This is a genomic window from Duganella guangzhouensis (assembly GCF_009674535.1).
Classification (GTDB): Bacteria; Pseudomonadota; Gammaproteobacteria; order Burkholderiales; family Burkholderiaceae_D; genus Rugamonas; species Rugamonas guangzhouensis.
On sequence record NZ_WKJK01000005.1, the window covers coordinates 363,538 to 385,228 of the forward strand.

The window sequence follows — 21,691 nt, forward strand, 5'->3', positions numbered from 1 at the left end:
CAACTGCAAACCTCGTGCCACGCGCTTGCCGGGGCAAGCGGATGCGTCAGTGTACGAAAATGAACGCTCGGCTGTCCACTATCGGACAATCGGCGTGGCGCGCCGGCGGCGACGGGCGACCGCGCCCACCAAGGCCAGACCGCCCAGCATCATCGCGGCAGTGGCCGGTTCCGGTACCGCCGTCACGTGCCAGCGCGCGGCGGAATAGTCGCCGTCGCCTTCACTGGTGTTGACGCCGGGGGTGCGGTAGCCGACGGAGTCGGTGCTGCCACCATTCAGTGGGGCGATGTACAGTAGCTCAGTGGTTCCGAGCAGAAGAAAATTGGTGGCCGTGCCATCAAACGAGACTACCGGATCGTAACCGACTACGGGAAAGATCAGCATGCTGCCGTTCCCGGCAAAAGCCGAGCCGTCGATGAAGACCGAAAAGTCGCTCAAACCGCTAATCAGATTGTCGTGGGCGGTTCCGTCGAAATCACCAGTGATCTTGGTGCCGCTGGCCATGGTGTAGGAGAATTCGTAGTGCGTAGCCTGGGCGGCGGCGCTGGCGGCCAGCAGGGCGGCGCAGGCGAGGGTGCGGAGTAACTTGTTCATATGATCATTCCATTAAGAAAATGGCATTGTCACATTGATTGTCAAATTTGTATGTAGCATCTTTAGACTACAAAAAAGCCCCGGGCATCGCTGCGCGGGGCTGGTGTGGGGCAATCGAGGCTTAGTGGCCGGCGACTGGCTCCATCAGTTCAGGCTCCTTGATGGTCGAACCTGGATTGGCCAGTTCGGCCTTCATGATATCCATGTCCAGTTCTTTCTCCCATTTGGACACCACCATCGCCGCCACGCCGTTGCCGACGAAGTTGGTCAGCGCGCGGCATTCGGACATGAAGCGGTCGATGCCCAGGATCAGCGCCATGCCGGCCACCGGAATATCCGGCACCACGTGCAGGGTCGCCGCCAGCGTGATGAAGCCGGCGCCGGTGATGCCCGATGCGCCTTTCGAGGTCAGCATCGCCACGCCCAGGATGGTCAGTTCCTGCATCAGCGTCAGGTCGGTGTTGGTGGCTTGCGCCACGAACAGCGCGGCCATGGTCATGTAGATGTTGGTACCGTCCAGGTTGAACGAGTAGCCGGTTGGCACCACCAGGCCCACCACCGATTTCGGGCAGCCCAGGCGTTCCAGTTTGTTCATCAGCGAAGGCAGCGCCGATTCCGACGAGCTGGTGCCCAGCACGATCAGCAGTTCTTCCTTGATGTACAGGATGAAGCGGCCGATCGAGAAACCGGTCAGGCGCGCCACCGTGCCCAGTACCACCACCACGAAGATGGCGCAGGTGGCGTAGAAGCAGCCCATCAGGGTAGCCAGCGGCAGCAGCGATTTGATGCCGTATTTGCCGATGGTGAAGGCCATGGCGCCAAACGCGCCGATCGGAGCGACTTTCATCACGATGTTCACGACGCCGAAGATGGCGTGCGAGGCGTCGTCAATCAGTTTGACCAGCGGCTTGCCGCGCTCGCCCAGCAGCGAAATCGAGAAACCGAACAGGATGGCGATCAGCAGCACTTGCAGAATATCGCCCTTGGCAAACGCATCCACCACGGTGTTGGGGATGATGTTCAGCAGGAAGTCGGTGGTGGTCAGCGGGTGCGCCTTGGTGGTGTACTGCTCGATCGACTTGGCGTCCAGCGTAGCGGCGGTGGCGTTGAAGCCGGCGCCCGGTTTGACGATGTTAGCGACGAACAGGCCGATCACCAGCGCGAAGGTGGAAATCACTTCGAAGTACAGCAGCGCCTTGCCGCCGACGCGACCGATTTTTTTCACGTCCTGCATGCCGGCGATGCCGGACACCACGGTGCAGAAGATCACCGGCGCGATGATCATTTTAATCAGCTTGATGAAGCCGTCGCCCAGCGGTTTCATGGCGACGCCGTTATCCGGGAAGAACGCGCCCAGCAGAATACCGCAGGCGATGGCGAACAGCACCTGAACGTACAGAACTTTATAGAATGGTTTTTTCACGGGGTCTCCTCGTGTATATCGTGTGAGGAGTGCATCATCGCTCAGTCGGGCAGATATCACTATTGTGGAAAGCCGCAAATCACGGCCCGTGATATCTGCCTTTGGTAAGGGATAGTACTTACTGGGCTACCCAGCCGCCGTCCATATTCCAGGCGACTCCGCGGACTTGCTTGGCGGCGTCCGAACACAGGAACACGGCCAGCGCGCCCAGTTCTTCCGGCGTGACGAACTCGCCGGACGGTTGTTTGTCGGCCAGCAGCGCCTTCTTGGCCTGCTCATTGGGGATGCCTTCCTTGGCGGCGCGGTCATCCACCTGCTTCTGCACCAGCGGGGTCAGCACGAAGCCTGGGCAGATGGCGTTGACGGTGACGCCGGTGGTGGCGGTCTCCAGCGCATTGGCCTTGGTCAGCCCCAGTAGGCCGTGCTTGGCGGCCACATAGGCCGACTTGCCGGCCGAGGCCACCAGCCCGTGGGTCGAGGCCAGGTTGATGATACGGCCCCAATTCTGCTCGCGCATGCGCGGCAGCACCAGTCGCGACGTATGGAAAGCCGAGGTCAGGTTGATGGCAATGATGGCGTCCCATTTCTCGACCGGGAAATGCTCGACATTGGCCACGTACTGAATGCCGGCGTTATTCACCAGCACATCGACACCGCCGAACCTGTCGCCGGCGAACTGGATCATGGCTTCGATCTGGTCCGGCTTGGTCATGTCGGCGTTGTGATAGGCGACCTGCACGCCGAACTCCTGGCCCAGCTCGGCCTGCAGCTGTTCGATCTCCTTGGCGTCGCCAAAGCCGTTCAGCACCACGTTGGCGCCTTCGGCCGCCAGCGCGCGGGCGATGCCCAGTCCGATGCCGGAAGTCGATCCGGTGACCAACGCGGTTTTACCGCTCAAAGTCTTGTTTGCCATACTGTCCTCTTGCAGGGTTGGTGATTGAGAGTGCGCTGCGCTACACTTCGGTAGGATTTTGTCACAACGCGGTAAAATGCTGTCTCAACATCATTACACAAAAAATCATTGAGGAAGCCGCATGCTCCAAGCAAAAATAAAGTCTGTTCAATGCATTTCATTGGCCGGCCTGCATCGCATGTCCTACAAAGAATGGGGAGATGAGAGCAACCCGAACGTACTGGTCTGCGTGCATGGCGTGACCCGCGTCGGCGACGACTTCGACCACATGGCGCGCGCGCTGGCCGACGACTACCGTGTGATCTGCCCCGACATCGTGGGCCGCGGCCGCTCCGGCTGGCTCAAGAACCCGCAGCTGTACCGCATTCCGCAGTATGTCAGCGACATCGTCACGCTGCTGGCACGCGTGCTGCCGGACGATGAAAATCAGCAGGTTGACTGGTTCGGCACCTCGATGGGTGGCCTGATCGGCATGGGCCTGGCCTCGCTGCCGGACAACCCGATCCGCAAGCTGGTGCTGAACGATATCGGTCCGGTGCTGGCGCCGATGGCGATGCAACGCATCGGCGACTACATCGGCCAAGACTTGCGATTTGAAAGTTTCGAGGCCGGCGCGCGTTTCATCCGCGACGTTTCGACTTCCTTTGGCGAGCACACCGAAGCCGAGTGGCACAAACTGGCCAGCGATGTGTTGCGCCAGGATAAGGACGGCAAGTGGGTACGCCACTACGATATGGGGCTGGCTCTGCCGTTCCGCTCGGCAACGCCGGAATCGGCCGAGGCCGACCAGGCCATGCTGTGGGCGGCCTATGACGCCATCCGCTGCCCGACCTTGCTGGTGCGCGGCGCCGACTCGGACCTGTTGTCGCCGGAGACGGCCTACGAGATGACGCAGCGCGGCCCCAAGGCGGCGCTGGTGGAAATTCCGCACGTCGGCCACGCGCCGACCTTTATTCATGACGATCAGATTGCGATAGCAAAGAAATTCTTGTTGGGTTAATTAAGTATGGAAATCAAACGACTGTACGTGGGCAAGCGCCTGTCCGAAGTGGCGATCCACAATCACACCGTCTACCTGGCCGGCCAGATCGCCGAGCAGACCGACGCCGACATTCAGGGCCAGACCCGTGAGGTGCTGGGCCACATCGACCGCCTGCTGGCCGAATCCGGCAGCGACAAGACCTGCATCCTCAACTGTCAGATCTACATCAAGGACATGGCCGACTTTCCGGGCATGAACGAGGAGTGGGACGCGTGGGTGCCGCAAGGCCACACGCCGCCGCGCGCCACCGTCGAAGCCCGTTTGGCCGATCCGAAAGTGCTGGTCGAAATCGTCATCATCGCCGCGCAGCGCTAGGAGTCGTATGGTTTCCACCACCGCGCTTAACAGCGCAACGTCGGAACAACTGGTGATCGGGCTGTCGCCGGACGACAGCGCGCGCATGCTGGCGGCGCTGGACTTCGCCGGCAGCGCCTACGCCGACAAAACCTGTGTCAGCGGCCAGGTCGCGCTGGAGTTCGCGGTCGGCGTGGCCGGCACGCTGGCCTCGCTTAACACCGACGTCGAAACCCGCATCGCCGGCCTGATGTTCGAACTGACCTTGCTCGACACCGAGCAGGCGCCGGTGATCGAACCGCGTTTCGGCCAGGGCGTCAACGACCTGGTGGCCGGCGTGCGCCAGCTGATTCGCCTGCGCGAACTGACCCAGGCGCAGAACGCGCCGGCCGCCGGGCGCGGCCGCAATGCCGCGCAACTGGCGGTGGCCCAGGTCGAAACGCTGCGCAAGATGCTGCTGGCCATGGCCTCCGACATGCGGGTGGTGCTGGTGCGGCTGGCGTCGTGCGTGACCACGCTGCGCTACTTTGCCGACATCAAACTGTTCAATGAGATGACCCAGGCCTACGGCCGCGACACGCTGGACCTGTACGCGCCGCTGGCCAACCGGCTCGGGATCTGGCAGCTGAAGTGGGAGCTGGAAGACCTGTCGTTCCGTTTCATCGAGCCGGAAACCTACAAGCGCATCGCCAAGATGCTGGAAGAAAAGCGCTTGATGCGCGAAGGCTTCGTCACCAGCGCGATCGCGCGGCTGCAGTCGGAAATGGCGGCCGCCGGCATTCAGGCCGAAGTGTTCGGCCGACCCAAGCACATCTACTCGATCTGGAGCAAGATGAAGGGCAAGGAGCTGGACTTCACCGACCTGTACGACGTGCGCGCCTTCCGCGTTATCGTGGCGGATGTGAAAACCTGCTACACCGTGCTGGGCGTGGTGCACAACATCTGGACCCCGATTCCAAAAGAATTCGACGACTACATCTCGCGTCCCAAACCGAACGGCTACCAGTCGCTGCACACGGTGGTGACGGCGGAGGACGGCCGGCCGCTGGAAGTGCAGATCCGTACCCAAGAGATGCACAGCTTTGCCGAGTACGGCGTGGCCGCGCACTGGCGCTACAAGGAAACCGGCGGCTCCACCTTCACCGCCCAGCAGTACGATGAAAAAATCGCCTGGCTACGTCAGCTGCTGGCGTGGAAAACCGACGTCGCCGATGCGGTGGTCGGGCAGGAAGAGCAGCAGCGCGAATGGGTCGAGAAACTGAAGGCCGCCGCGCTGGACGACCGCATCTTCGTGCTGACGCCGCAGGCGCGCGTGATTGAACTGCCGGTCGGCGCCACACCGGTGGACTTCGCCTATCACCTGCACAGCGACGTCGGCCACCGCTGCCGTGGCGCGCGCGTCGATGGCGTGATGGTGCCGCTGAACACGCCGCTGAAAAATGGTCAGACCTGCGAAATCATCACCGCCAAGGGCGCGCCCGGCACCGCCGGTCCATCGCGCGACTGGCTTGGCGATGAATACACGGTGGCGACCCGCACCCGTTCCAAGATCCGCGCCTGGTTCCACGCCATCGACATGCAGGAAACGCTGTCGCACGGCCGCGCGGTGGTCGAGAAAACCCTGCAGCGCGAGGGCAAGACCGCCGTCAACCTGGAAGCGCTGGCCAACAAGCTGGGCTTCGCCAAGGTCGACGATTTGTTCCTGTCGGTCGGCAAGGATGAATTCAGCCTGCGCGCGATTGAAAACGCGCTGCACGACAGCGGCGAACCAGCCGAACCGGCGGACGAAGTCTTCCTCGGCAAGAGCCGGGCGTCCAGCGTGGAGCAGGGCGCCAAGTCGGGTGTGCTGGTGGTCGGCACCGATGGTTTGATGACGCAGTTGGCCAAGTGCTGCAAGCCGGCACCGCCGGATGGCATCGTCGGCTTCGTCACGCGCGGCAAGGGTGTCTCGATCCACCGTGCCACGTGCAAGAACTTTGCCGAAATGCGCGCCAAGGCGCCGGAGCGGGTGATTGTCACCGAGTGGGGCCGCGCCGGCTCGGACACCGTCTACCCGGTCGACATCTTCATTCTGGCCAATGACCGCCAGGGACTGCTGCGCGATATTTCCGAGATTTTCTCGCGCGAGAAAATCAACGTTATCGGCGTCAACACGCAATCGGCCAAAGGCTTTGCGCGCATGACCTTCACCGCCGAAATCGGCGCCACGGCCCAGCTGCACAAAGCCCTGTTAGCCATCTCGGAAGTAGGCGGCGTGCAGGAAGCCCGCCGCGCTTAAACGTGCGCTTGCATCGCCGCCTGCACCGACGGGCGGGCGGCGATGCGTTTCTCCCAGGCCGCCACTGCCGGCCACTGCGCCAGATCGATGGCGAAGAATGCAAACCATCCCACCACCGTGTACAGGTAGGCGTCCGCCACCGTGAATTGTGCGCCCATCAGGTATGCGTGCTTGCCGAGCGCGGCCTCCAGCGTCGCCATGCGGCGTTGCAGGCGTTGCTGGAAATAGGTCGGCGGCAGCTCCTTGTTGAATAACGGCGCCATGCCGGCGTGGATCTCGCTGGTGATGAAGTTCAGCATTTCCTGCAGGCGCACGCGCGACCAACTGGCCGGCGCTGGCGCCAGGCCGGCCTCCGGCTTCAGGTCGGCCAGATATTGCAGGATGGCCGGGCCTTCGGTCAGTACTTCGCCGTTGTTCAGTTCGAGCGCGGCGACGTAGCCTTTGGGGTTGATGTCACGGAAGTCGCGGTCGTCGGCGGTGCGCTTGGTTTGGTTGTCAACCTTGATCAGTTGGTGGGGCAGGCCGAGTTCCTTCAAAACGATCAGCGGCGACAGTGAACAGGTGTGCGGGGCGTAATACAGCTTCATTGCAAACTCCAGATGGTGAGGAACGCTTACTGTATGAGCTGGGCTGACACGCTGTAAAATTAATGCTTCAAAAATTAGCTATCAGTTTTTCTAATGATGAATCTGACCCATTGGCGTCTGCTGCTCGCGGTGGCGGAGGCGCGCAATATTTCGCGGGCGGCCGCGCAAGTCGGCATTTCGCAATCCGGCGCCAGTCAGGCGATCGCGCAGCTGGAGGCGGCGCTTGGCAGTCAACTGTTCGTGCGTGAGCGGCGCGATGTCAGCGTCACCGCGTTTGGCGAGCAGGTGATGACGCATGCGCGCGCGATGCTGGCGCAGTTCGATGGCATCCGTGCACTGGCCGACGGCGCGCGGGGCTTGGCGACGGGACGCATCCGGCTGGCGTCTTTTCCTTCGGTGCTGGGGGCCATGTTGCCGGACATGCTGCGCGCGTTTCGGCGGCGATACCCGGGCATCGACGTGGTGGCGCTGGAAGGCACCGATGTCGAGGTCGAAGAATGGCTGGCGGCTGGAACGGTGGAACTGGGCGTGGTGCTCAATCCCGCGCCGGAGCGGCAGGCTGTGCTGCTAGGGCGCGATGCCTGGATGGCGGTGCTGCCGGGCGCGCATCCGCTGGGGCGGCGTTCCAGCGAGCAGGGCGTGGCATTGAGCGAGCTGGCCGATGAGCCGTTTGTGCTGGCCACTGGCGGCTGTCACGTGCATGCGCAAAGTCTGGCCACTCAGGCGGGGCTGATGCTGTCGGATATCCGGGTGACGGTGCGGGATCTGGCCAGCGCGGCGGTGCTGGTGCGCGAGGGGCTGGGCGTGTCGGTGATCCCGGAGTCGGCGCTGCCGGAAGACCGGCGAGGTTTGCGGGTGATGCAATTGCAGCCGCCGGCGTATCGGGAATTCGGCCTGGTATGTTCGGAAGCTGGCCGCGCGTCGGCGGCCGTGCAGGCGTTGCTGCGGGAGTTATGAGGCCATGGTTTGCGCGATGCGCTGCGCGATGGCCTGCGCCAGCAAGTGGATGTGGTAGCCATCGACGAAGCCATGGTGGGCTTGGACTGACATGGTCATGCTCAGCTTGTCGTCCGCGCGCGGATCGCTGAAGCGGCCCCAGGCCAGCGATGGGATATCGTAATCCTTGTGCGCATAAATCGGATGCTCGATCGAGGTCAGCTTCAGCCATGGCATGCAGGTGATGTGGATGTTGCGGCGCTTATCGTAGTCGCTCAAGTCTTCCGACCTGTTGATGATCTTGGTGCTGGTTTCCGCCACCTGCTTCGCTGCCACGCTGCGGGCGACAAACGCCTGCAAATCCGGCGTCATCTCAAAGCGCGCAAAATTCAGATTCTGATCCTGGTTGATGACGGTGTACGAGGCCCAGAAGTCCTCGATCTTGATCACCTCGCCCTGGTGGACGCGGTACATGAAGTTATCGATGCCTTCCAGCGCGTGCAGCACGTGATACAGGAAGAAGTGGAACGGCGGCAGTCCGCGCTGTTTGCAGAAAGGCCGGAACTCTGGCACCTCCAGCTCGAAGCTCAGATTGACGAGTGGTTTTTCGAACGACGCAAAAGCCTCGTACCGATCGCGACGTTTTTCAAAATTTTGCATGGACTTGGGGATGTACTTAAAAGCGCCGTTATTATAGCCGCCTAGCGGATGGCGGCGATGCAGGCGCGCTGTTCCGGCGTTGCACGCTCGCTCAACGCTGTCAACTTCGCGCCCGGCGGTGCTGGCGTTTTTGGCACACGGCGTGGTTTTGCATAGGGAACGAAATCACCCTCGTATGTTCGCTCGCTGGGCAGTTTGCAGACAAGATCGAGCGCGCGCACTGTGTCGCCCGCAGCCAGTGCCTCGCGCAACATGCCCATGCCGTGACACGCCTTGCCAGCTGCTGTGCGTAAGTTGACGACCATGGAGCTGGTTGTCTGCAAGGTGTCTTCGACTTCAAGAAAGCCCACGCGTCCGCGAATTCGCATCGTGCTCGGGGCTGCGCAGTCCACCTGGACCAGGTCGCGTTCGTCGCCGTAGGCGGTGCTGCCGTATGCCGGCACGGCGCAGACGAGCGGCGAGAACCGTCGCGGGCTGTAGGCTCCTTTTGTGCTCATCTCGGAAGCATAAATGACCGCCTCGCGATATGGTTGTAGAGCTGCGGGTAATTGGTAACGGAAGTCTTGCGCGATGACGGGTTGATTGCTGAAGCAGCTCCCACGCCCATCGCCCATCGTTAAAAGACGGCGTTGCGGCGGGCCTTCCAATGCAATTCCATAGCTCAGCGCTCCAATGGCGGTGCGGTCAATCACGAAATCGATGGCGCTGGGGTATATCCAGTATTTTGTGTCGCCGGTGTATCGGAGCATGTAATGCGCGCCCGGCCTGAAGCCGTTTTTGGGCTCAATGCGGATCAGATCTGTGCCGTCCAAAGGTGTTATTTGGACGTCAAGCGGGAGGTTGTTGGACGTGAGGATAAAATCGCTCTCGCGTACTTCCAGAAGGCCGCGCGGCGCCAGTAGGAGGGCGCCGCGAGCGTTGGCAGGCAGGCGCTTGAGACTGGCATGGACGAAGCCGGCCGGTTCCATTGGCGGGCAAGAGCAGGCGGTGCTGGCCCTTGCGAGCAGTAGCGCCGCGGTGGCGACGATGGCCTTAAGCATGGGGTAATTGGGTGCCAAGCAGGCTGTAGGCGAACTCGTCCAGCGTCTTTTGCGACAGGTCGCTGTTGTTGAGGATGATGACGGTTTGTTCGCCGTCGAGGCGATGGCCCAGCACGGAGCGGTAGCCGGCGGTGCGGCCGGTTTCCCATGCGTAGCGATGCGGCTGGCCGTCGAGGTTGAGCGTTTTGACGCGGCCGCCCAGCGTGTAGTCTTCGCTGGGCACTTCGATGTGGAGCATGGCCGCGCGTGAGCTGGCGCTGATGAAGTCCTGGTTGAAAATCGCGTAGGCGGCGCGCAGCAGGTCGTCGGCGTTGCTGTAATAGCCACCGGAAGCCACCATGTAAGGCTGGAACGGACTGACTTTGCGTGCCGGCGGCTTGAGCGTGGCGTAGGCGATGGCGGCACCAGTCGGATCGGCGCTGGTGGCGTTCAAGCGCAGCGGGTCCAGCGTGATGTCACGCATCGCTTGCTGGTAGGGCTGGCCGGTCACGGCTTCAATGATGCCGATGACGATGTACCAGTTGGTCGGCACATAATCAAAACGGCTGCCGGGCGTAAAGGTCAAGTCGCCCATGGCGTAGCGCTCGATCGCTTGCCGTGTGCTCAGCGCTTGCGTGATGATGCCGGGATCGGCCTTCGCGGCGGGCGCAAACTGGTTAGGGATGCCACTGGTGTTGGACAGCAGATGCCGCAAGCTGACCTTGTCGGCGCCATTGCCGCGATACCATGGCAGCCAGCGGCCGAGCGGGCTGTCCAGGTCGAGTTTGCTGGCTTCGATCAGGCGCAGCACGGTGGTCGAGGTCAGCCACTTGGAGATGGAGGCGACGCCAAAGCGGGTATCGGTGCGCAGTGCGGTGCCGGCTTCGATATCGGCCATGCCATATGCTTGCGCATACACTGGCTGTCCACGCCGCGCCAGCATCACCACACCTTGGAACGGTTGCGCCGCCGCAAACGCGTCCGCCACCGGATTGTTGGCCCATGCGCTGGTGCCGAGCAATGCAGCGGCGCTGCCGCCAAGGAAGTGACGTCGCGTGGTCATATGGCTCCTTGTGGTGCGACTTCGGCTTGCAATGTGATGTGGTCGATGCCGTGCTTTTCCAGCAGCATGGCTTTGATGGCGTGCAGGATCTCGGGCCAGCGCTCCAGTTCGGTGATTTCGACGTGGCCGATCAGCGCCGGCTCGCCGGGCGCCATGTCCCACACGTGCAAATCGTGCACCGAGCAGACGCCGTCGATTTGGCCCAGATCTTCGCCCACCTTGAGGTAGTCGATCTGCTGCGGCACGCCGCCCATCAGGAAGTGGTAGGACTCGTACAGCACGCCGAGGGTGGATTTCAGGATCAGCAGCGCCACGAACAGCGACAGCAGCGGGTCGATCCGCACCCAGCCGGTGTAATAGATGACGGCGCCCGCCACCAGCGCCGCCACCGAGCCGAGCAAATCCCCCAGCACGTTGACCAGCGCGGCGCGGGTATTCATATTGCTGTCGCCGCGCGACAGCATCCACGCCAGCACAAGGTTGATGACCAGGCCGATCCCGGCCACGATGAAGACGGTGCCGCCTTGCACCGCTTCCGGCTGACGGAAGCGGCTGATCGCTTCATAGGCGATCCACGCCACCAGGAACAGCAGCACCAGGCTGTTCACAAACGCCGCCAGCGCCTCGGCGCGGCCAAAGCCGAACGAGTGATGGCGCGACGGCGGCCGTTTGGCGATCAGCTGCGCCAGCAAGGCCAGGCCCAGCGCGGCGGCGTCGGTGACCATGTGGCCGGCGTCTGAAATCAGCGCCAGCGAATTGGACATGAAGCCAGTCACCACCTCCACCACGGCAAACCCCAGTGTCAGCACCAGCGACCAGGCCAGTACCGATTGGCTGCGCTGCACCGTGTAGTGCGCGTAACGGGCATCGCCGTCGCGGTGTTCATGCAGGTGGGCGGAAGGCGAGGGCGGAAGCGAGGTTTCTGCTTGCATAGAGGCGGCTGTGGGTGTCGGCAATGGCTTTAGTGTAATGCAAGCCGGAAACGCGTGCTGCTGCGCTTCATAGGGAGAAATTGAAATGTTTCCTATGATGACCCTTGTTTTTCTTCGGATCGCTCTCTATAATGCTGGTCTTCGGGCGGTTAGTTCAGCTGGTTAGAATACTTGGTCGACATCCAAGGGGTCGGGGATTCGAATTCCTCACCGCCCACCAGAATTCGCAGTAAAGCGGTACAATTTAAAGCAGTGCAACGGGCGGTTAGTTCAGCTGGTTAGAATACTTGGTCGACATCCAAGGGGTCGGGGATTCGAATTCCTCACCGCCCACCAGAACATAGTAAGAGCGAGAAAGGCAATCACGGTTATGACACCGCGAACTACTACCAAGCTTTGGGAGTGACGCTAGTCAACGGGATTCTTTTGCTTGAAAAAAGAGAAAACGCGGCTAGCCCGCGTTTTTTTTCGTCCGCATTTTTTAAACACCGGCCCGCGCGCCGACATTGGAGATCACAATGATTTCAGTTCGCCTTCCTGATGGTTCCGCCCGTGAATTCGACGGTCCAGTCACCGTTGCTCAAGTGGCGTCCAGCATCGCTACCAGCCTCGGCAAGGCCGCGCTGGCTGGCAAGGTCGACGGTAAAGTCGTCGATACCTCCTACCTGATCGACAAGAATGTCGATCTGGCCATCGTGACCGATAAAGATCCGGAAGGTCTGGACGTGATTCGTCACTCGACCGCCCACTTGCTGGCCTACGCCGTCAAAGAGCTGTTCCCGGATGCGCAAGTGACCATCGGCCCGGTCATCGAAAACGGCTTCTACTACGACTTCTCGTACAAGCGTCCGTTCACGCCTGACGATCTGGTGGCGATTGAAAAGAAAATGGCCGAGCTGGCCAAGAAGGATGAGCAAGTCACCCGCAAGGTATTGCCGCGTGACGAGGCCGTCGCCTACTTCAAATCGATCGGCGAAGCCTATAAGGCCGAAATCATCGAATCGATTCCTGCTGACCAGGATGTGTCGCTGTACAGCGAAGGCAACTTCACCGACCTGTGCCGTGGCCCGCACGTGCCGTCGACCGGCAAGCTGAAAGTATTCAAGCTGATGAAGCTGGCCGGCGCCTACTGGCGCGGCGATAGCAAGAATGAAATGCTGCAGCGTGTCTACGGCACCGCGTGGGCCAAAAAAGAAGACCAGGAACAGTACCTGTTCCAACTGGAAGAGGCGGAAAAGCGCGACCACCGCAAGCTGGGCAAGCAACTCGACTTCTTCCACTTCCAGGATGAGGCGCCGGGCCTGGTGTTTTGGCATCCGAAAGGCTGGACCATCTGGCAGCAGGTGGAGCAGTACATGCGCAACAAGTACCAGGTCAATGGCTATCAGGAAGTGAAGGCGCCGCAGATTCTGGACGCCAGCCTGTGGGGCAAAACCGGTCACTGGGATAACTACCGCGAAAACATGTTCGTCACCGAGTCGGAAAACCGCTCGTATGCGCTGAAGCCAATGAACTGCCCGGGTCACGTGCAGATCTTCAACAGCAATATGCGTTCCTACCGCGACCTGCCGCTGCGCTACGGCGAGTTTGGTCAATGCCACCGTAACGAGCCGTCGGGCGCGCTGCACGGCATCATGCGCGTGCGCGGCTTCACCCAGGATGACGGTCACATCTTCTGTACCCACGAGCAGATTCAGCCGGAGGTGGTGGCTTTCCACACGCAAGCGATGGAAGTGTATGCGGACTTCCACTTCCACAATATCGAAGTCAAGCTGGCGCTGCGTCCGGATAACCGCATTGGCTCCGACGCCATCTGGGATGAGGCCGAGGAAGCGCTGCGCGCCGGCCTGCGCGCCTGCGGCGTGACCTGGACCGAGCTGCCGGGCGAGGGCGCGTTCTATGGTCCGAAGATCGAGTACCACCTGAAGGATTCGCTGGGCCGCCCATGGCAGGTCGGCACCATGCAGGTCGACTTCTTCATGCCGGAGCGTCTGGGTGCCGAGTATGTGGCGGCCGACAACACCCGCCAGGTGCCGGTGATGTTGCACCGTGCGATCGTCGGTTCGATGGAACGCTTCATCGGCATTCTGATCGAAAACTATGCGGGCGCGCTGCCGGCATGGCTGGCGCCGGTGCAGGTGTCGGTGCTGAACATCTCGGATGCGCAGGCTGAATATGTGCAACAAGTGGCTGAAAAGCTGCGCCGTAGCGGCTTCCGCGTGCAGACCGATTTGCGCAACGAGAAAATAAACTATAAAATACGCGAACATTCCGTCCAAAAACTGCCGTACATCCTCGTGGTGGGCGACAAAGAACGGGATGCCAACACCGTCGCCGTGCGGGCACGGGGCAATGTCGATTTGGGCGTCATGTCCGTCGATGCCCTGATAGAGCGACTTCAGCAAGACGTCGCCACCAAAGCCTAACAGCACTGGCATTTCATTAGATTTTAAAAGGAATCACCATAGCTACTGACAAGTCGTCGCATCGCATCAATGGCGAAATCACTGCCCCTGAAATGCGTTTAAGTGGGGTCGATAACGAGCCGCTCGGTATCGTGAGTTTGGCCGAAGCCTTCCGCCTGGCGGAAGCGGCGGACGTCGACCTGGTCGAGATCGCGCCTAACGCGACCCCGCCGGTCTGCCGTCTGATGGACTACGGCAAATTCAAGTATTCGGAGCAGAAAAAGGCTCACGAAGCGAAATTGAAGCAGAAAGTCATCTCCGTGAAGGAAGTCAAATTCCGTCCGGGCACCGATGATGGCGACTACAATATCAAGCTGCGTAACCTGATCAAATTCCTGGAAGAGGGTGATAAAACCAAAATCACCCTGCGCTTCCGTGGTCGCGAGATGGCGCACCAGGATATTGGCTTCCGTATGCTGGAACGTCTGAAGGCCGACCTGGAGCCGCATGGCCAGGTCGAGCAATTCCCGAAAATGGAAGGCCGTCAGATGATCATGGTGCTGGCACCGAAGAAGAAGAAGTAAGTCCCCCGAAGGCGGATCATCATCAGGTGGTCCGCCTTTTCTGTTTCTCAGCAACAAATCCTTTCCCCCTGCTGTAAGTTTTGAGCGCATAATCAAAGCGTCGTGGTCTAAGCCATGGGGAGGGCGCTTGAATTTGTCTGGGCTGCTGTTGCGGATGGCGTTAAGCGCCGGTCTGCTATTTGGTCAGTCCGCGCTTGCGGCAGATGCGCCCGCGCTGCGCTTTGCCACCGAGGAGTGGCCGCCGTTTTTCAGCCACACGCTGCCCGATAACGGCCTGACCGGCGCCTTGCTGGATTCGGTGCTGGAGCGCATGGGTTACAGCGTGCAGATCCAATATTATCCCTGGAAGCGGGCCATGAAAGTCGGCCTGGAAGATCCGCGTTATGCCGGCGCGGTGGCCATGTTCCGCACGCCCGAACGCGAAAAACTCTGCTATTTTTCCGACCCTGTCGGCAGCCGGCAAACCGTGCTGGCGTTTTTAAGCGACAAGCCGGTCAGCGCTGCGGCACTGAAGGATTTGCGCGGCATGCGGCTGGGCGTGGTTGACGGCTATTCTTACGGCGCGCAGTTTGATGAGCTGGTGCGCTCCGGCGTGCTGACGGTGGAGAATGCCGCGAATGACGAGATGAATCTGCGCAAGCTGTTGCATTCCCGCTTTCAAGCGATCGTGATTGAAAGGCGGGTGCTGGGCTACTTGCTGGCCAGCACGCGCTTCCAGCCGGGCGATCACGAGCGGATTGTGGTGACCGATCAGCTGTTCATTGAGCGCAGCGTGCATGTTTGTTTCCAGCGCACCGAGCAGGGCTTGCATTTGCAGCAAGCTTTCCATGCCGCCCAGCGCGGCCTCGACCTGGCCAAAGTGGAGCGCGAATACTGGCGCCGGCTAGGTGTCGGCATGCTGGCCGTGGCGCGTCCATAGGCTGATTTCGCGTCAGCGGTGCTTTTTTTCTTTTTTTGATCTATAATGCTCGGCTGTAGTAAATGTAGTGGACTCGCATCCGCTGCACAAACAAGTGAGAGCAGGCATCTAAGAGCGACGTAGTGTTGCCACCTGTAATCCTGTTTAATAGGAGCTGTCCGAGAGGGCAGAATATCTATGCCAAAAATGAAAACCAAGAGCTCGGCGAAAAAACGTTTTCGCGTGCGTCCAGGTGGTACCGTTAAATCGGGTATGGCTTTCAAACGCCACATCCTGACCAAGAAGACGACGAAGAACAAACGTCAACTGCGCGGCACCCGTAACATCGATGCGACCGACGTCCAGCGCGTCTACGCAATGATGCCATCCGCTTAATCTCACACTCATTTAAGGAGCTAATATGCCTCGAGTAAAACGTGGGGTTACTGCGCGTGCCCGTCATAAAAAAGTACTGAATCTTGCCAAAGGCTACCGCGGTCGTCGTAGCAAGGTATACCGTATTGCCAAGCAAGCAGTTATGCGCGCTGGCCAGTACGCATACCGTGACCGTCGTAACAAGAAGCGCGTCTTCCGCCGCCTGTGGATCGCTCGTATTAACGCCGCTTCGCGTGAGCATGGCGTTACCTACAGCGTCTTCATGAACGGCCTGAAGAAAGCTGCAATCGAACTGGACCGTAAGGTTCTGGCCGATATGGCAGTGATGGACAAGCCAGCCTTCGCTGCGATTGTTAACATCGTTAAAGCTAAAATCGCTGCTTAATTAAGCGCTGATTTACGCAAGAGAACGGGGCAAGGGTCATACCTGTGCCCCGTTTTTGATTCAAGGATAAGAAAAACGCATGGACTCCCTGGAACAACTCGTCGCCTCAGCAGTGCAGGATTTCGACGCGGCCAAAGATGACGCCGCCGCACTGGAAAATGCCAAAGCCAAATATCTGGGCAAGACCGGCCAGATTACCGAATTGATGAAGGGCCTGGGCAAGCTCGATCCTGACGCCAAAAAGGCGCAGGGCGCGCTGATCAACGCCGCCAAGCAGCAGATCGAAGCCGCGCTGACCGCGCGCCGTGACGCGCTGGCCGAAGCCCAGTTGCAAGCCCGTTTGAACGCAGAAGCGATCGACGTGACGCTGCCAGGCCGCGGTCGCGCCGGCGGCGGTCTGCACCCGGTGATGCGTACCTGGGAACGTGTGGAAGAGATCTTCCGCTCCATCGGTTTCGACGTGGCCGACGGCCCGGAAATCGAAACCGACTGGACCAACTTTACCGCGCTGAACAGCCCGGAAAACCATCCTGCGCGTTCGATGCAGGATACCTTCTATATCGAAGGCAACGACAGCCAGGGCAAGCCGCTGCTGCTGCGTACCCACACCTCGCCGATGCAGGTGCGTTATGCGCGCAGCCACACGCCGCCGATCAAGGTGATCGCGCCCGGCCGCACCTACCGCGTCGACAGCGACGCCACCCACTCGCCGATGTTCCACCAGGTTGAGGGGCTGTGGATTGCCGAGAACATCAGCTTTGCCGACCTGAAGGGCGTGTACCTGAACTTCGTCAAAGCCTTCTTTGAGACCGACGACCTGCAAGTGCGCTTCCGTCCGTCGTACTTCCCGTTCACCGAACCGTCGGCCGAGATCGACATCGCGTTCGGCAGCGGTCCGCTCAAGGGCCGCTGGCTGGAAGTGTCCGGCTCGGGCCAGGTGCATCCTAACGTGGTGCGCAACTTCGGCCTGGATCCGGAAAAATACATCGGTTTCGCGTTCGGCTCTGGCCTGGAGCGCCTGACCATGCTGCGCTACGGGATTAACGATCTGCGCCTGTTCTACGAAGGCGACCTGCGTTTCCTGAAGCAGTTCAACTAATTCGGTCCCGATTAAAAGAAAGCTCGAACGAATATGCAATTCTCCGAAAACTGGCTCCGTACCATGGTCGATCCGAAGATGACTTCGGATGAACTGGCGCATCTGTTGACGATGTCCGGCCTGGAAGTGGAAGAAGTGGAACCTGTCGCGCCGCCGTTCTCGAACGTGGTGGTGGGCCATGTGCGCGAAATGATGAAACACCCGAACGCCGATCGCCTGAACGTCTGCCAGGTTGACGTCGGCACCGGCACTTTGCTGAACATCGTCTGCGGCGCGCCCAACGTGCGCCCGGGCCTGAAAGTGGTGTGCGCCATGGCCGGCGCGGTACTGCCGCCGGGCGCCGATGGCAAGCCGTTTGAAATCAAGGTAGGCCAGCTGCGCGGCGTCGAGTCGCAAGGCATGCTGTGCTCGGCCAAGGAACTGAAATTGTCGGAAGAGGGCAGCGGCCTGTTGGAACTGCCGGACGACGCGCCGATCGGCAAGAACTTCCGCGACTACTACGCGCTGAACGACCTCAAGTTCACCATCAAGCTGACCCCGAACAAGGCGGACTGCCTGTCGGTGCTGGGCGTGGCGCGTGAAGTGTCGGCCCTGACCGGCGTGGCGCTGACCGTGCCGGCCTTCCGCCCGGTCGCCGTCAACCTGGACGAGAAACTGCCGGTGAAAATCTCGGCGCCGGACCTGTGCGGCCGCTTCTCGGGCCGTGTGATCCGTGGCCTGAACGCCAAAGCCGCCACCCCGGACTGGATGAAGCAGCGCCTGGAGCGCAGCGGCCAGCGCTCGGTGTCGGCGCTGGTGGACATCTCCAACTACGTGATGCTGGAGCTGGGCCGTCCTACCCACGTGTTCGATCTGGACAAGATCCACGGTGGCCTGGACGTGCGCTGGGGCCGCAAGGGCGAAGCGCTGAAGCTGCTGAACGGTAACACCGTGGCGGTGGACGAGTGGGTTGGCGTGATCGCCGACGAGCAGGAAATCGAATCGTTGGCCGGCATCATGGGTGGCGACGCCACCGCCGTCTCGCTGGAAACCCAGAACATTTATCTGGAAGCCGCATTCTGGTGGCCAAACGCCATCCAGGGCCGCGCCCGCAAGTACAACTTCTCGACCGACGCGGCACACCGCTTCGAGCGCGGCGTGGACTACAACAACACCGTCGAGCACATCGAGCGCATCAGCTCGCTGCTGATCGAAATCTGCGGCACGGCCACCACGCAAGTGGGCCCGGTCGACGACCAGATCGTCAACGTGCCGCAGCGTCAGACAGTGCGGATGCGCACCGCGCGCGCCCAGCAAGTGATTGGCGTGCCGCTGGACGACCAGGTGATTGCCGACATCTTCACCCGCCTGGCGCTGCCGTTCACGCTCGACAACGGCGTGTTCGCGGTGACCTCGCCATCGTACCGCTTCGACATCGAAATCGAGGAAGACCTGATCGAGGAAGTGGCGCGCGTCTACGGCTTCGAAAACATCCCGACCGTGGCGCCGGTGGCTGCCAACACCATGATCATCGCGCCGGAAGACACCCGCTCGCTGTTCGCGGTGCGTCACCAGCTGGCCGACCTGGGTTACCAGGAAGTGGTCAACATGAGCTTTGTGGAAGCGGCCTGGGAGCAGGACTTCGCCGGCAATGACAGCCCGATCAAGCTGCAGAACCCGATCGCCAGCCAGCTGAGCGTGATGCGTTCGAATCTGGTCGGCAGCCTGGTGGCCAACGTCCGCTACAACCTGAACCGCAAAACCAATCGCGTGCGCGCGTTTGAAATTGGCGCCACCTACCACCGCGACAGCAGCGTGGCCGACGGTCCGCTGACCGTGGCCGGCTATCACCAGCCGAAGCGCGTGGCCGGCATCGCCTACGGCAGCGTGGCGGATGAGCAATGGGGCCAGGATACCCGCAACGTCGACTTCTTCGACGCCAAGGCCGACCTGGAGCATCTGTTCGCGCCGCTGCAACTGCGTTTCGTTAAAGCCGAGCACCCGGCGCTGCACCCAGGCCGCTCGGCCAATGTGCTGCTGGACGGCAAGGTGATCGGCTTCATCGGCGAGCTGCACCCGCGCTGGTTGCAGAAATACGAGCTGCCAAACGCGCCGGTGGTGTTCGAGGTGGATGCGCTTGCCTTGCAGCAACGACCTGTGCCAAAGTATGATGAGATTTCGAAGTTCCCGGGCGCCACCCGCGACCTCGCCGTCGTCGTCAAGCAGGGCGTGCCGGCGCAGGACTTGTTGGATGCATTTAATGCTGCTGTGCAAGCAATTCCGCAAGGCAAGATTGTCCAAGCCATTGTTTTGTTTGATGAATATCGTGGCAAAGGTTTGGAGGCAGATGAAAAATCGCTTGCTTTCCGCTTTAGCTTGCAAGATACTCAAAACACGCTGCAAGACGATGTGGTGGAGGCCGTGATGGCCGCCGCCGGCGAGGCAGCCAAGCAAACACACGGTGCGCGTCTGCGTGCATAAAGCGTTGGTATTTTGACCAATCGGGAGTCCGGCTTGCGCCGGACTTGTTCATTTTTGATATAAGGCAGGGCTGGAAAATTAATAACAACGACGTTGATTCCGCCGTACTCCAATCCGCATTGGCTGCCGATTTGCACCGGGCGATGCAGGTTGCCAAAGTGCGCCAGGATGCGGAAAAAGATTTGCCCACGCTGACCAAGGCGGAGCTGGCCGAACTGTTGTTCGAGCAGGTTGGTCTGAACAAGCGCGAGGCCAAGGACATGGTCGAGACCTTCTTTGACGAGATTCGCAATGCGCTGGAGCGCGGCGAAGCGGTCAAGCTGTCCGGTTTCGGCAACTTCCAGCTGCGCGACAAGCCGCAGCGGCCGGGCCGCAACCCCAAGACCGGCGAGGAAATCCCCATCACGGCGCGCCGCGTCGTGACCTTCCACGCCAGCCAAAAACTCAAGGGCATGGTGGAAGAGAGCAGCCCATCGATGGCGCGCGCCGCCTGAACGGGAGTTGAGCTGTGAACGATCGTCTCGCCAAGTCCGAACTGGTCGTCCTGCCGCCGATACCGGCTAAGCGCTATTTCACGATCGGTGAAGTCAGCGAGCTGTGCGGCGTGAAGCCGCACGTGCTGCGTTACTGGGAGCAGGAATTCACTCAGCTCAAGCCGGTCAAGCGCCGCGGCAACCGCCGTTATTATCAGCACCACGAAGTGCTGCTGATACGCCGCATCCGCGAGCTGTTGTATGAACAGGGTTTCACCATCAGCGGCGCGCGCAATAAACTCGACAGCCGTGCATACGATAGCGCCGCCACGGAGTATGATGGTGGATCGGCTGTCAACGGGGCGGAACCGTCGGCCGTTGTTCCACCGCTGGACCGCGACATGGTGCGCAGCGAGCTGCTGGCCATCCTGGATCTGCTGAAACAGGATTAAGGCCCCGCACACTGCTGGCGCAAAGCGCGGCTGGCGATTTGATTGCTGCTATACTTTCAACATTAATCGATTATCAGCGACGCTGATGCACGGTGGCGGATAGCCCGACTTCGAGCGGGCACGACGAGAGGAAACAATGATACGCGTTGCCATTTGTGACGACCATCAAATTGTAAGAGCAGGCTTTAAACAGATTTTTTCATCGTCGGATGATTTCGACGTGGTGGCGGAAGCCGGTACCGGGCGCGAAGCGCTGGACATCGCCCGCCGTGAAATTTGCGATGTGCTATTGCTCGATATCGCCATGCCGGACCAAAGCGGTATCGATACCTTGCGCACCATCCGCCAGGGCCAGCCGGACTTGCCGGTGCTGATCCTGTCCGGTTACCCGGCGCAGCAATATGCGCTCAATCTGTTCAAGATGGGCGCCAACGGCTATCTGAACAAGGAGTGCGAGGCGGACGAGCTGATCACCGCCGTGCGCACCGTGTTCCAGGGCCGTCGCTACGTCAGCTCGCAGGTGGGTGAATTGCTGGCGCAAAGCTTTGACCGCGACCCCAACACCGCGCCGCACACCGAGTTGTCGGACCGCGAGTTCCAGGTGTTTCTGCGCCTGGCGCGTGGCGCCACCGTGTCGGACATCGGTGTCGCGCTGTCGCTCAGCATCAAGACGGTCTCCACCTACCGCACCCGCATCATGGAAAAAATGGGCATGCAGTCCAATTCGGATCTGACCTATTACGCCATGAAAAACAATCTTTTAGATTAGAAACCATCGCGCACTGTTGCGGTGCGCGC

The 21,691-nt window shown here is 60.7% G+C and carries 22 protein-coding genes and 2 tRNA genes; 16 read left to right on the plus strand and 8 right to left on the minus strand.

Going from position 1 to position 21,691, the window contains the following annotated elements; genetic code table 11:
• Positions 1-78 precede the first annotated feature (78 nt).
• The 3 genes from GJ699_RS12305 to GJ699_RS12315 form a co-directional block, all read right to left on the minus strand.
• A complete protein-coding gene (locus GJ699_RS12305) occupies positions 79-594 on the minus strand; it encodes a PEPxxWA-CTERM sorting domain-containing protein (protein WP_154376551.1) in 516 nt (171 codons plus the stop codon).
• A gap of 121 nt (positions 595-715) precedes the next feature.
• Positions 716-2,017, minus strand: coding sequence for a dicarboxylate/amino acid:cation symporter (locus tag GJ699_RS12310; protein ID WP_371867542.1), 1,302 nt, complete (start codon positions 2,015-2,017; stop codon positions 716-718).
• A 118-nt stretch (positions 2,018-2,135) separates the two neighbouring features.
• Positions 2,136-2,930, minus strand: coding sequence for a 3-hydroxybutyrate dehydrogenase (locus GJ699_RS12315; RefSeq protein WP_154376553.1), 795 nt, complete (start codon positions 2,928-2,930; stop codon positions 2,136-2,138).
• A gap of 121 nt (positions 2,931-3,051) precedes the next feature.
• Here GJ699_RS12315 and GJ699_RS12320 point away from each other — a divergent pair, with 121 nt between their 5' ends.
• The 3 genes from GJ699_RS12320 to GJ699_RS12330 are packed head-to-tail and all read left to right on the plus strand — an operon-like array spanning position 3,052 to position 6,544.
• Positions 3,052-3,930 (plus strand): alpha/beta fold hydrolase, encoded by an 879-nt coding sequence (locus tag GJ699_RS12320; protein ID WP_154376555.1) that lies wholly within the window; start codon positions 3,052-3,054, stop codon positions 3,928-3,930.
• 6 nt (positions 3,931-3,936) lie between these two features.
• Positions 3,937-4,287, plus strand: coding sequence for a RidA family protein (locus tag GJ699_RS12325; protein WP_154376557.1), 351 nt, complete (start codon positions 3,937-3,939; stop codon positions 4,285-4,287).
• 7 nt (positions 4,288-4,294) lie between these two features.
• On the plus strand, positions 4,295-6,544 hold the full coding sequence (locus GJ699_RS12330; protein ID WP_154376559.1) for a RelA/SpoT family protein: 2,250 nt from the start codon (positions 4,295-4,297) through the stop codon (positions 6,542-6,544).
• On the opposite strand, the gene GJ699_RS12335 is transcribed toward GJ699_RS12330, so the two are convergent.
• On the minus strand, positions 6,541-7,131 hold the full coding sequence (locus tag GJ699_RS12335; RefSeq protein WP_154376561.1) for a glutathione binding-like protein: 591 nt from the start codon (positions 7,129-7,131) through the stop codon (positions 6,541-6,543). The genes GJ699_RS12330 and GJ699_RS12335 overlap by 4 nt on opposite strands.
• A gap of 93 nt (positions 7,132-7,224) precedes the next feature.
• On the opposite strand from GJ699_RS12335, the gene GJ699_RS12340 reads away from it, so the two are divergent.
• Entirely contained in the window at positions 7,225-8,088 is an 864-nt protein-coding gene (locus GJ699_RS12340; RefSeq protein WP_154376563.1) for a LysR family transcriptional regulator, read from the plus strand.
• On the opposite strand, the gene GJ699_RS12345 is transcribed toward GJ699_RS12340, so the two are convergent.
• The 4 genes from GJ699_RS12345 to GJ699_RS12360 are packed head-to-tail and all read right to left on the minus strand — an operon-like array spanning position 8,083 to position 11,741.
• Positions 8,083-8,727 (minus strand): CatA-like O-acetyltransferase, encoded by a 645-nt coding sequence (locus GJ699_RS12345; protein WP_154376565.1) that lies wholly within the window; start codon positions 8,725-8,727, stop codon positions 8,083-8,085. The genes GJ699_RS12340 and GJ699_RS12345 overlap by 6 nt on opposite strands.
• A 41-nt stretch (positions 8,728-8,768) precedes the next feature.
• A complete protein-coding gene (locus GJ699_RS12350; RefSeq protein ID WP_154376567.1) occupies positions 8,769-9,767 on the minus strand; it encodes a hypothetical protein in 999 nt (332 codons plus the stop codon).
• Positions 9,760-10,809 carry a serine hydrolase domain-containing protein gene (locus GJ699_RS12355; protein ID WP_154376570.1) on the minus strand — a complete coding sequence of 350 codons (1,050 nt, stop codon included), beginning with the start codon at positions 10,807-10,809 and terminating at the stop codon, positions 9,760-9,762. The genes GJ699_RS12350 and GJ699_RS12355 overlap by 8 nt, the downstream gene beginning before the upstream one ends.
• Positions 10,806-11,741, minus strand: coding sequence for a cation diffusion facilitator family transporter (locus GJ699_RS12360; RefSeq protein WP_154376572.1), 936 nt, complete (start codon positions 11,739-11,741; stop codon positions 10,806-10,808). The genes GJ699_RS12355 and GJ699_RS12360 overlap by 4 nt, the downstream gene beginning before the upstream one ends.
• A 143-nt stretch (positions 11,742-11,884) precedes the next feature.
• Between GJ699_RS12360 and GJ699_RS12365 the strand changes: the two genes are divergently transcribed.
• The 12 genes from GJ699_RS12365 to GJ699_RS12420 all read left to right on the plus strand — a co-directional run bounded on the left by GJ699_RS12365 (position 11,885) and on the right by GJ699_RS12420 (position 21,662).
• Positions 11,885-11,961 (plus strand) — tRNA-Val (locus GJ699_RS12365).
• A 39-nt stretch (positions 11,962-12,000) separates the two neighbouring features.
• A tRNA-Val gene (locus tag GJ699_RS12370) sits at positions 12,001-12,077 on the plus strand.
• A 182-nt stretch (positions 12,078-12,259) separates the two neighbouring features.
• The gene (gene thrS, locus GJ699_RS12375) at positions 12,260-14,167 is read left to right on the plus strand and encodes a threonine--tRNA ligase (RefSeq protein ID WP_154376573.1); all 1,908 of its coding nucleotides are present in this window, start codon (positions 12,260-12,262) and stop codon (positions 14,165-14,167) included.
• 20 nt (positions 14,168-14,187) lie between these two features.
• Positions 14,188-14,730: a translation initiation factor IF-3 gene (infC, locus tag GJ699_RS12380; RefSeq protein ID WP_371867548.1), complete on the plus strand. Its 543-nt coding sequence runs from the start codon at positions 14,188-14,190 to the stop codon at positions 14,728-14,730.
• A gap of 127 nt (positions 14,731-14,857) precedes the next feature.
• Positions 14,858-15,649 (plus strand): substrate-binding periplasmic protein, encoded by a 792-nt coding sequence (locus GJ699_RS12385; protein WP_229262072.1) that lies wholly within the window; start codon positions 14,858-14,860, stop codon positions 15,647-15,649.
• Positions 15,650-15,826: 177 nt separating this feature from the next.
• Positions 15,827-16,024, plus strand: a complete 198-nt coding sequence (rpmI, locus tag GJ699_RS12390; RefSeq protein WP_056156036.1) for a 50S ribosomal protein L35 — start codon at positions 15,827-15,829, stop codon at positions 16,022-16,024.
• A 25-nt stretch (positions 16,025-16,049) separates the two neighbouring features.
• On the plus strand, positions 16,050-16,409 hold the full coding sequence (rplT, locus tag GJ699_RS12395; protein WP_154376577.1) for a 50S ribosomal protein L20: 360 nt from the start codon (positions 16,050-16,052) through the stop codon (positions 16,407-16,409).
• Between the two features lie 79 nt (positions 16,410-16,488).
• Positions 16,489-17,508 (plus strand): phenylalanine--tRNA ligase subunit alpha, encoded by a 1,020-nt coding sequence (pheS, locus tag GJ699_RS12400; protein WP_154376579.1) that lies wholly within the window; start codon positions 16,489-16,491, stop codon positions 17,506-17,508.
• Between the two features lie 33 nt (positions 17,509-17,541).
• Positions 17,542-19,968, plus strand: coding sequence for a phenylalanine--tRNA ligase subunit beta (pheT, locus tag GJ699_RS12405; RefSeq protein WP_154376581.1), 2,427 nt, complete (start codon positions 17,542-17,544; stop codon positions 19,966-19,968).
• Positions 19,969-20,111: 143 nt separating this feature from the next.
• Positions 20,112-20,462 carry an integration host factor subunit alpha gene (locus tag GJ699_RS12410; protein WP_154376583.1) on the plus strand — a complete coding sequence of 117 codons (351 nt, stop codon included), beginning with the start codon at positions 20,112-20,114 and terminating at the stop codon, positions 20,460-20,462.
• A gap of 14 nt (positions 20,463-20,476) precedes the next feature.
• Positions 20,477-20,893 (plus strand): MerR family transcriptional regulator, encoded by a 417-nt coding sequence (locus tag GJ699_RS12415; RefSeq protein ID WP_371867543.1) that lies wholly within the window; start codon positions 20,477-20,479, stop codon positions 20,891-20,893.
• Positions 20,894-21,029: 136 nt separating this feature from the next.
• The gene (locus GJ699_RS12420; protein WP_154376585.1) at positions 21,030-21,662 is read left to right on the plus strand and encodes a response regulator; all 633 of its coding nucleotides are present in this window, start codon (positions 21,030-21,032) and stop codon (positions 21,660-21,662) included.
• The last annotated feature ends 29 nt before the right edge of the window (positions 21,663-21,691 follow it).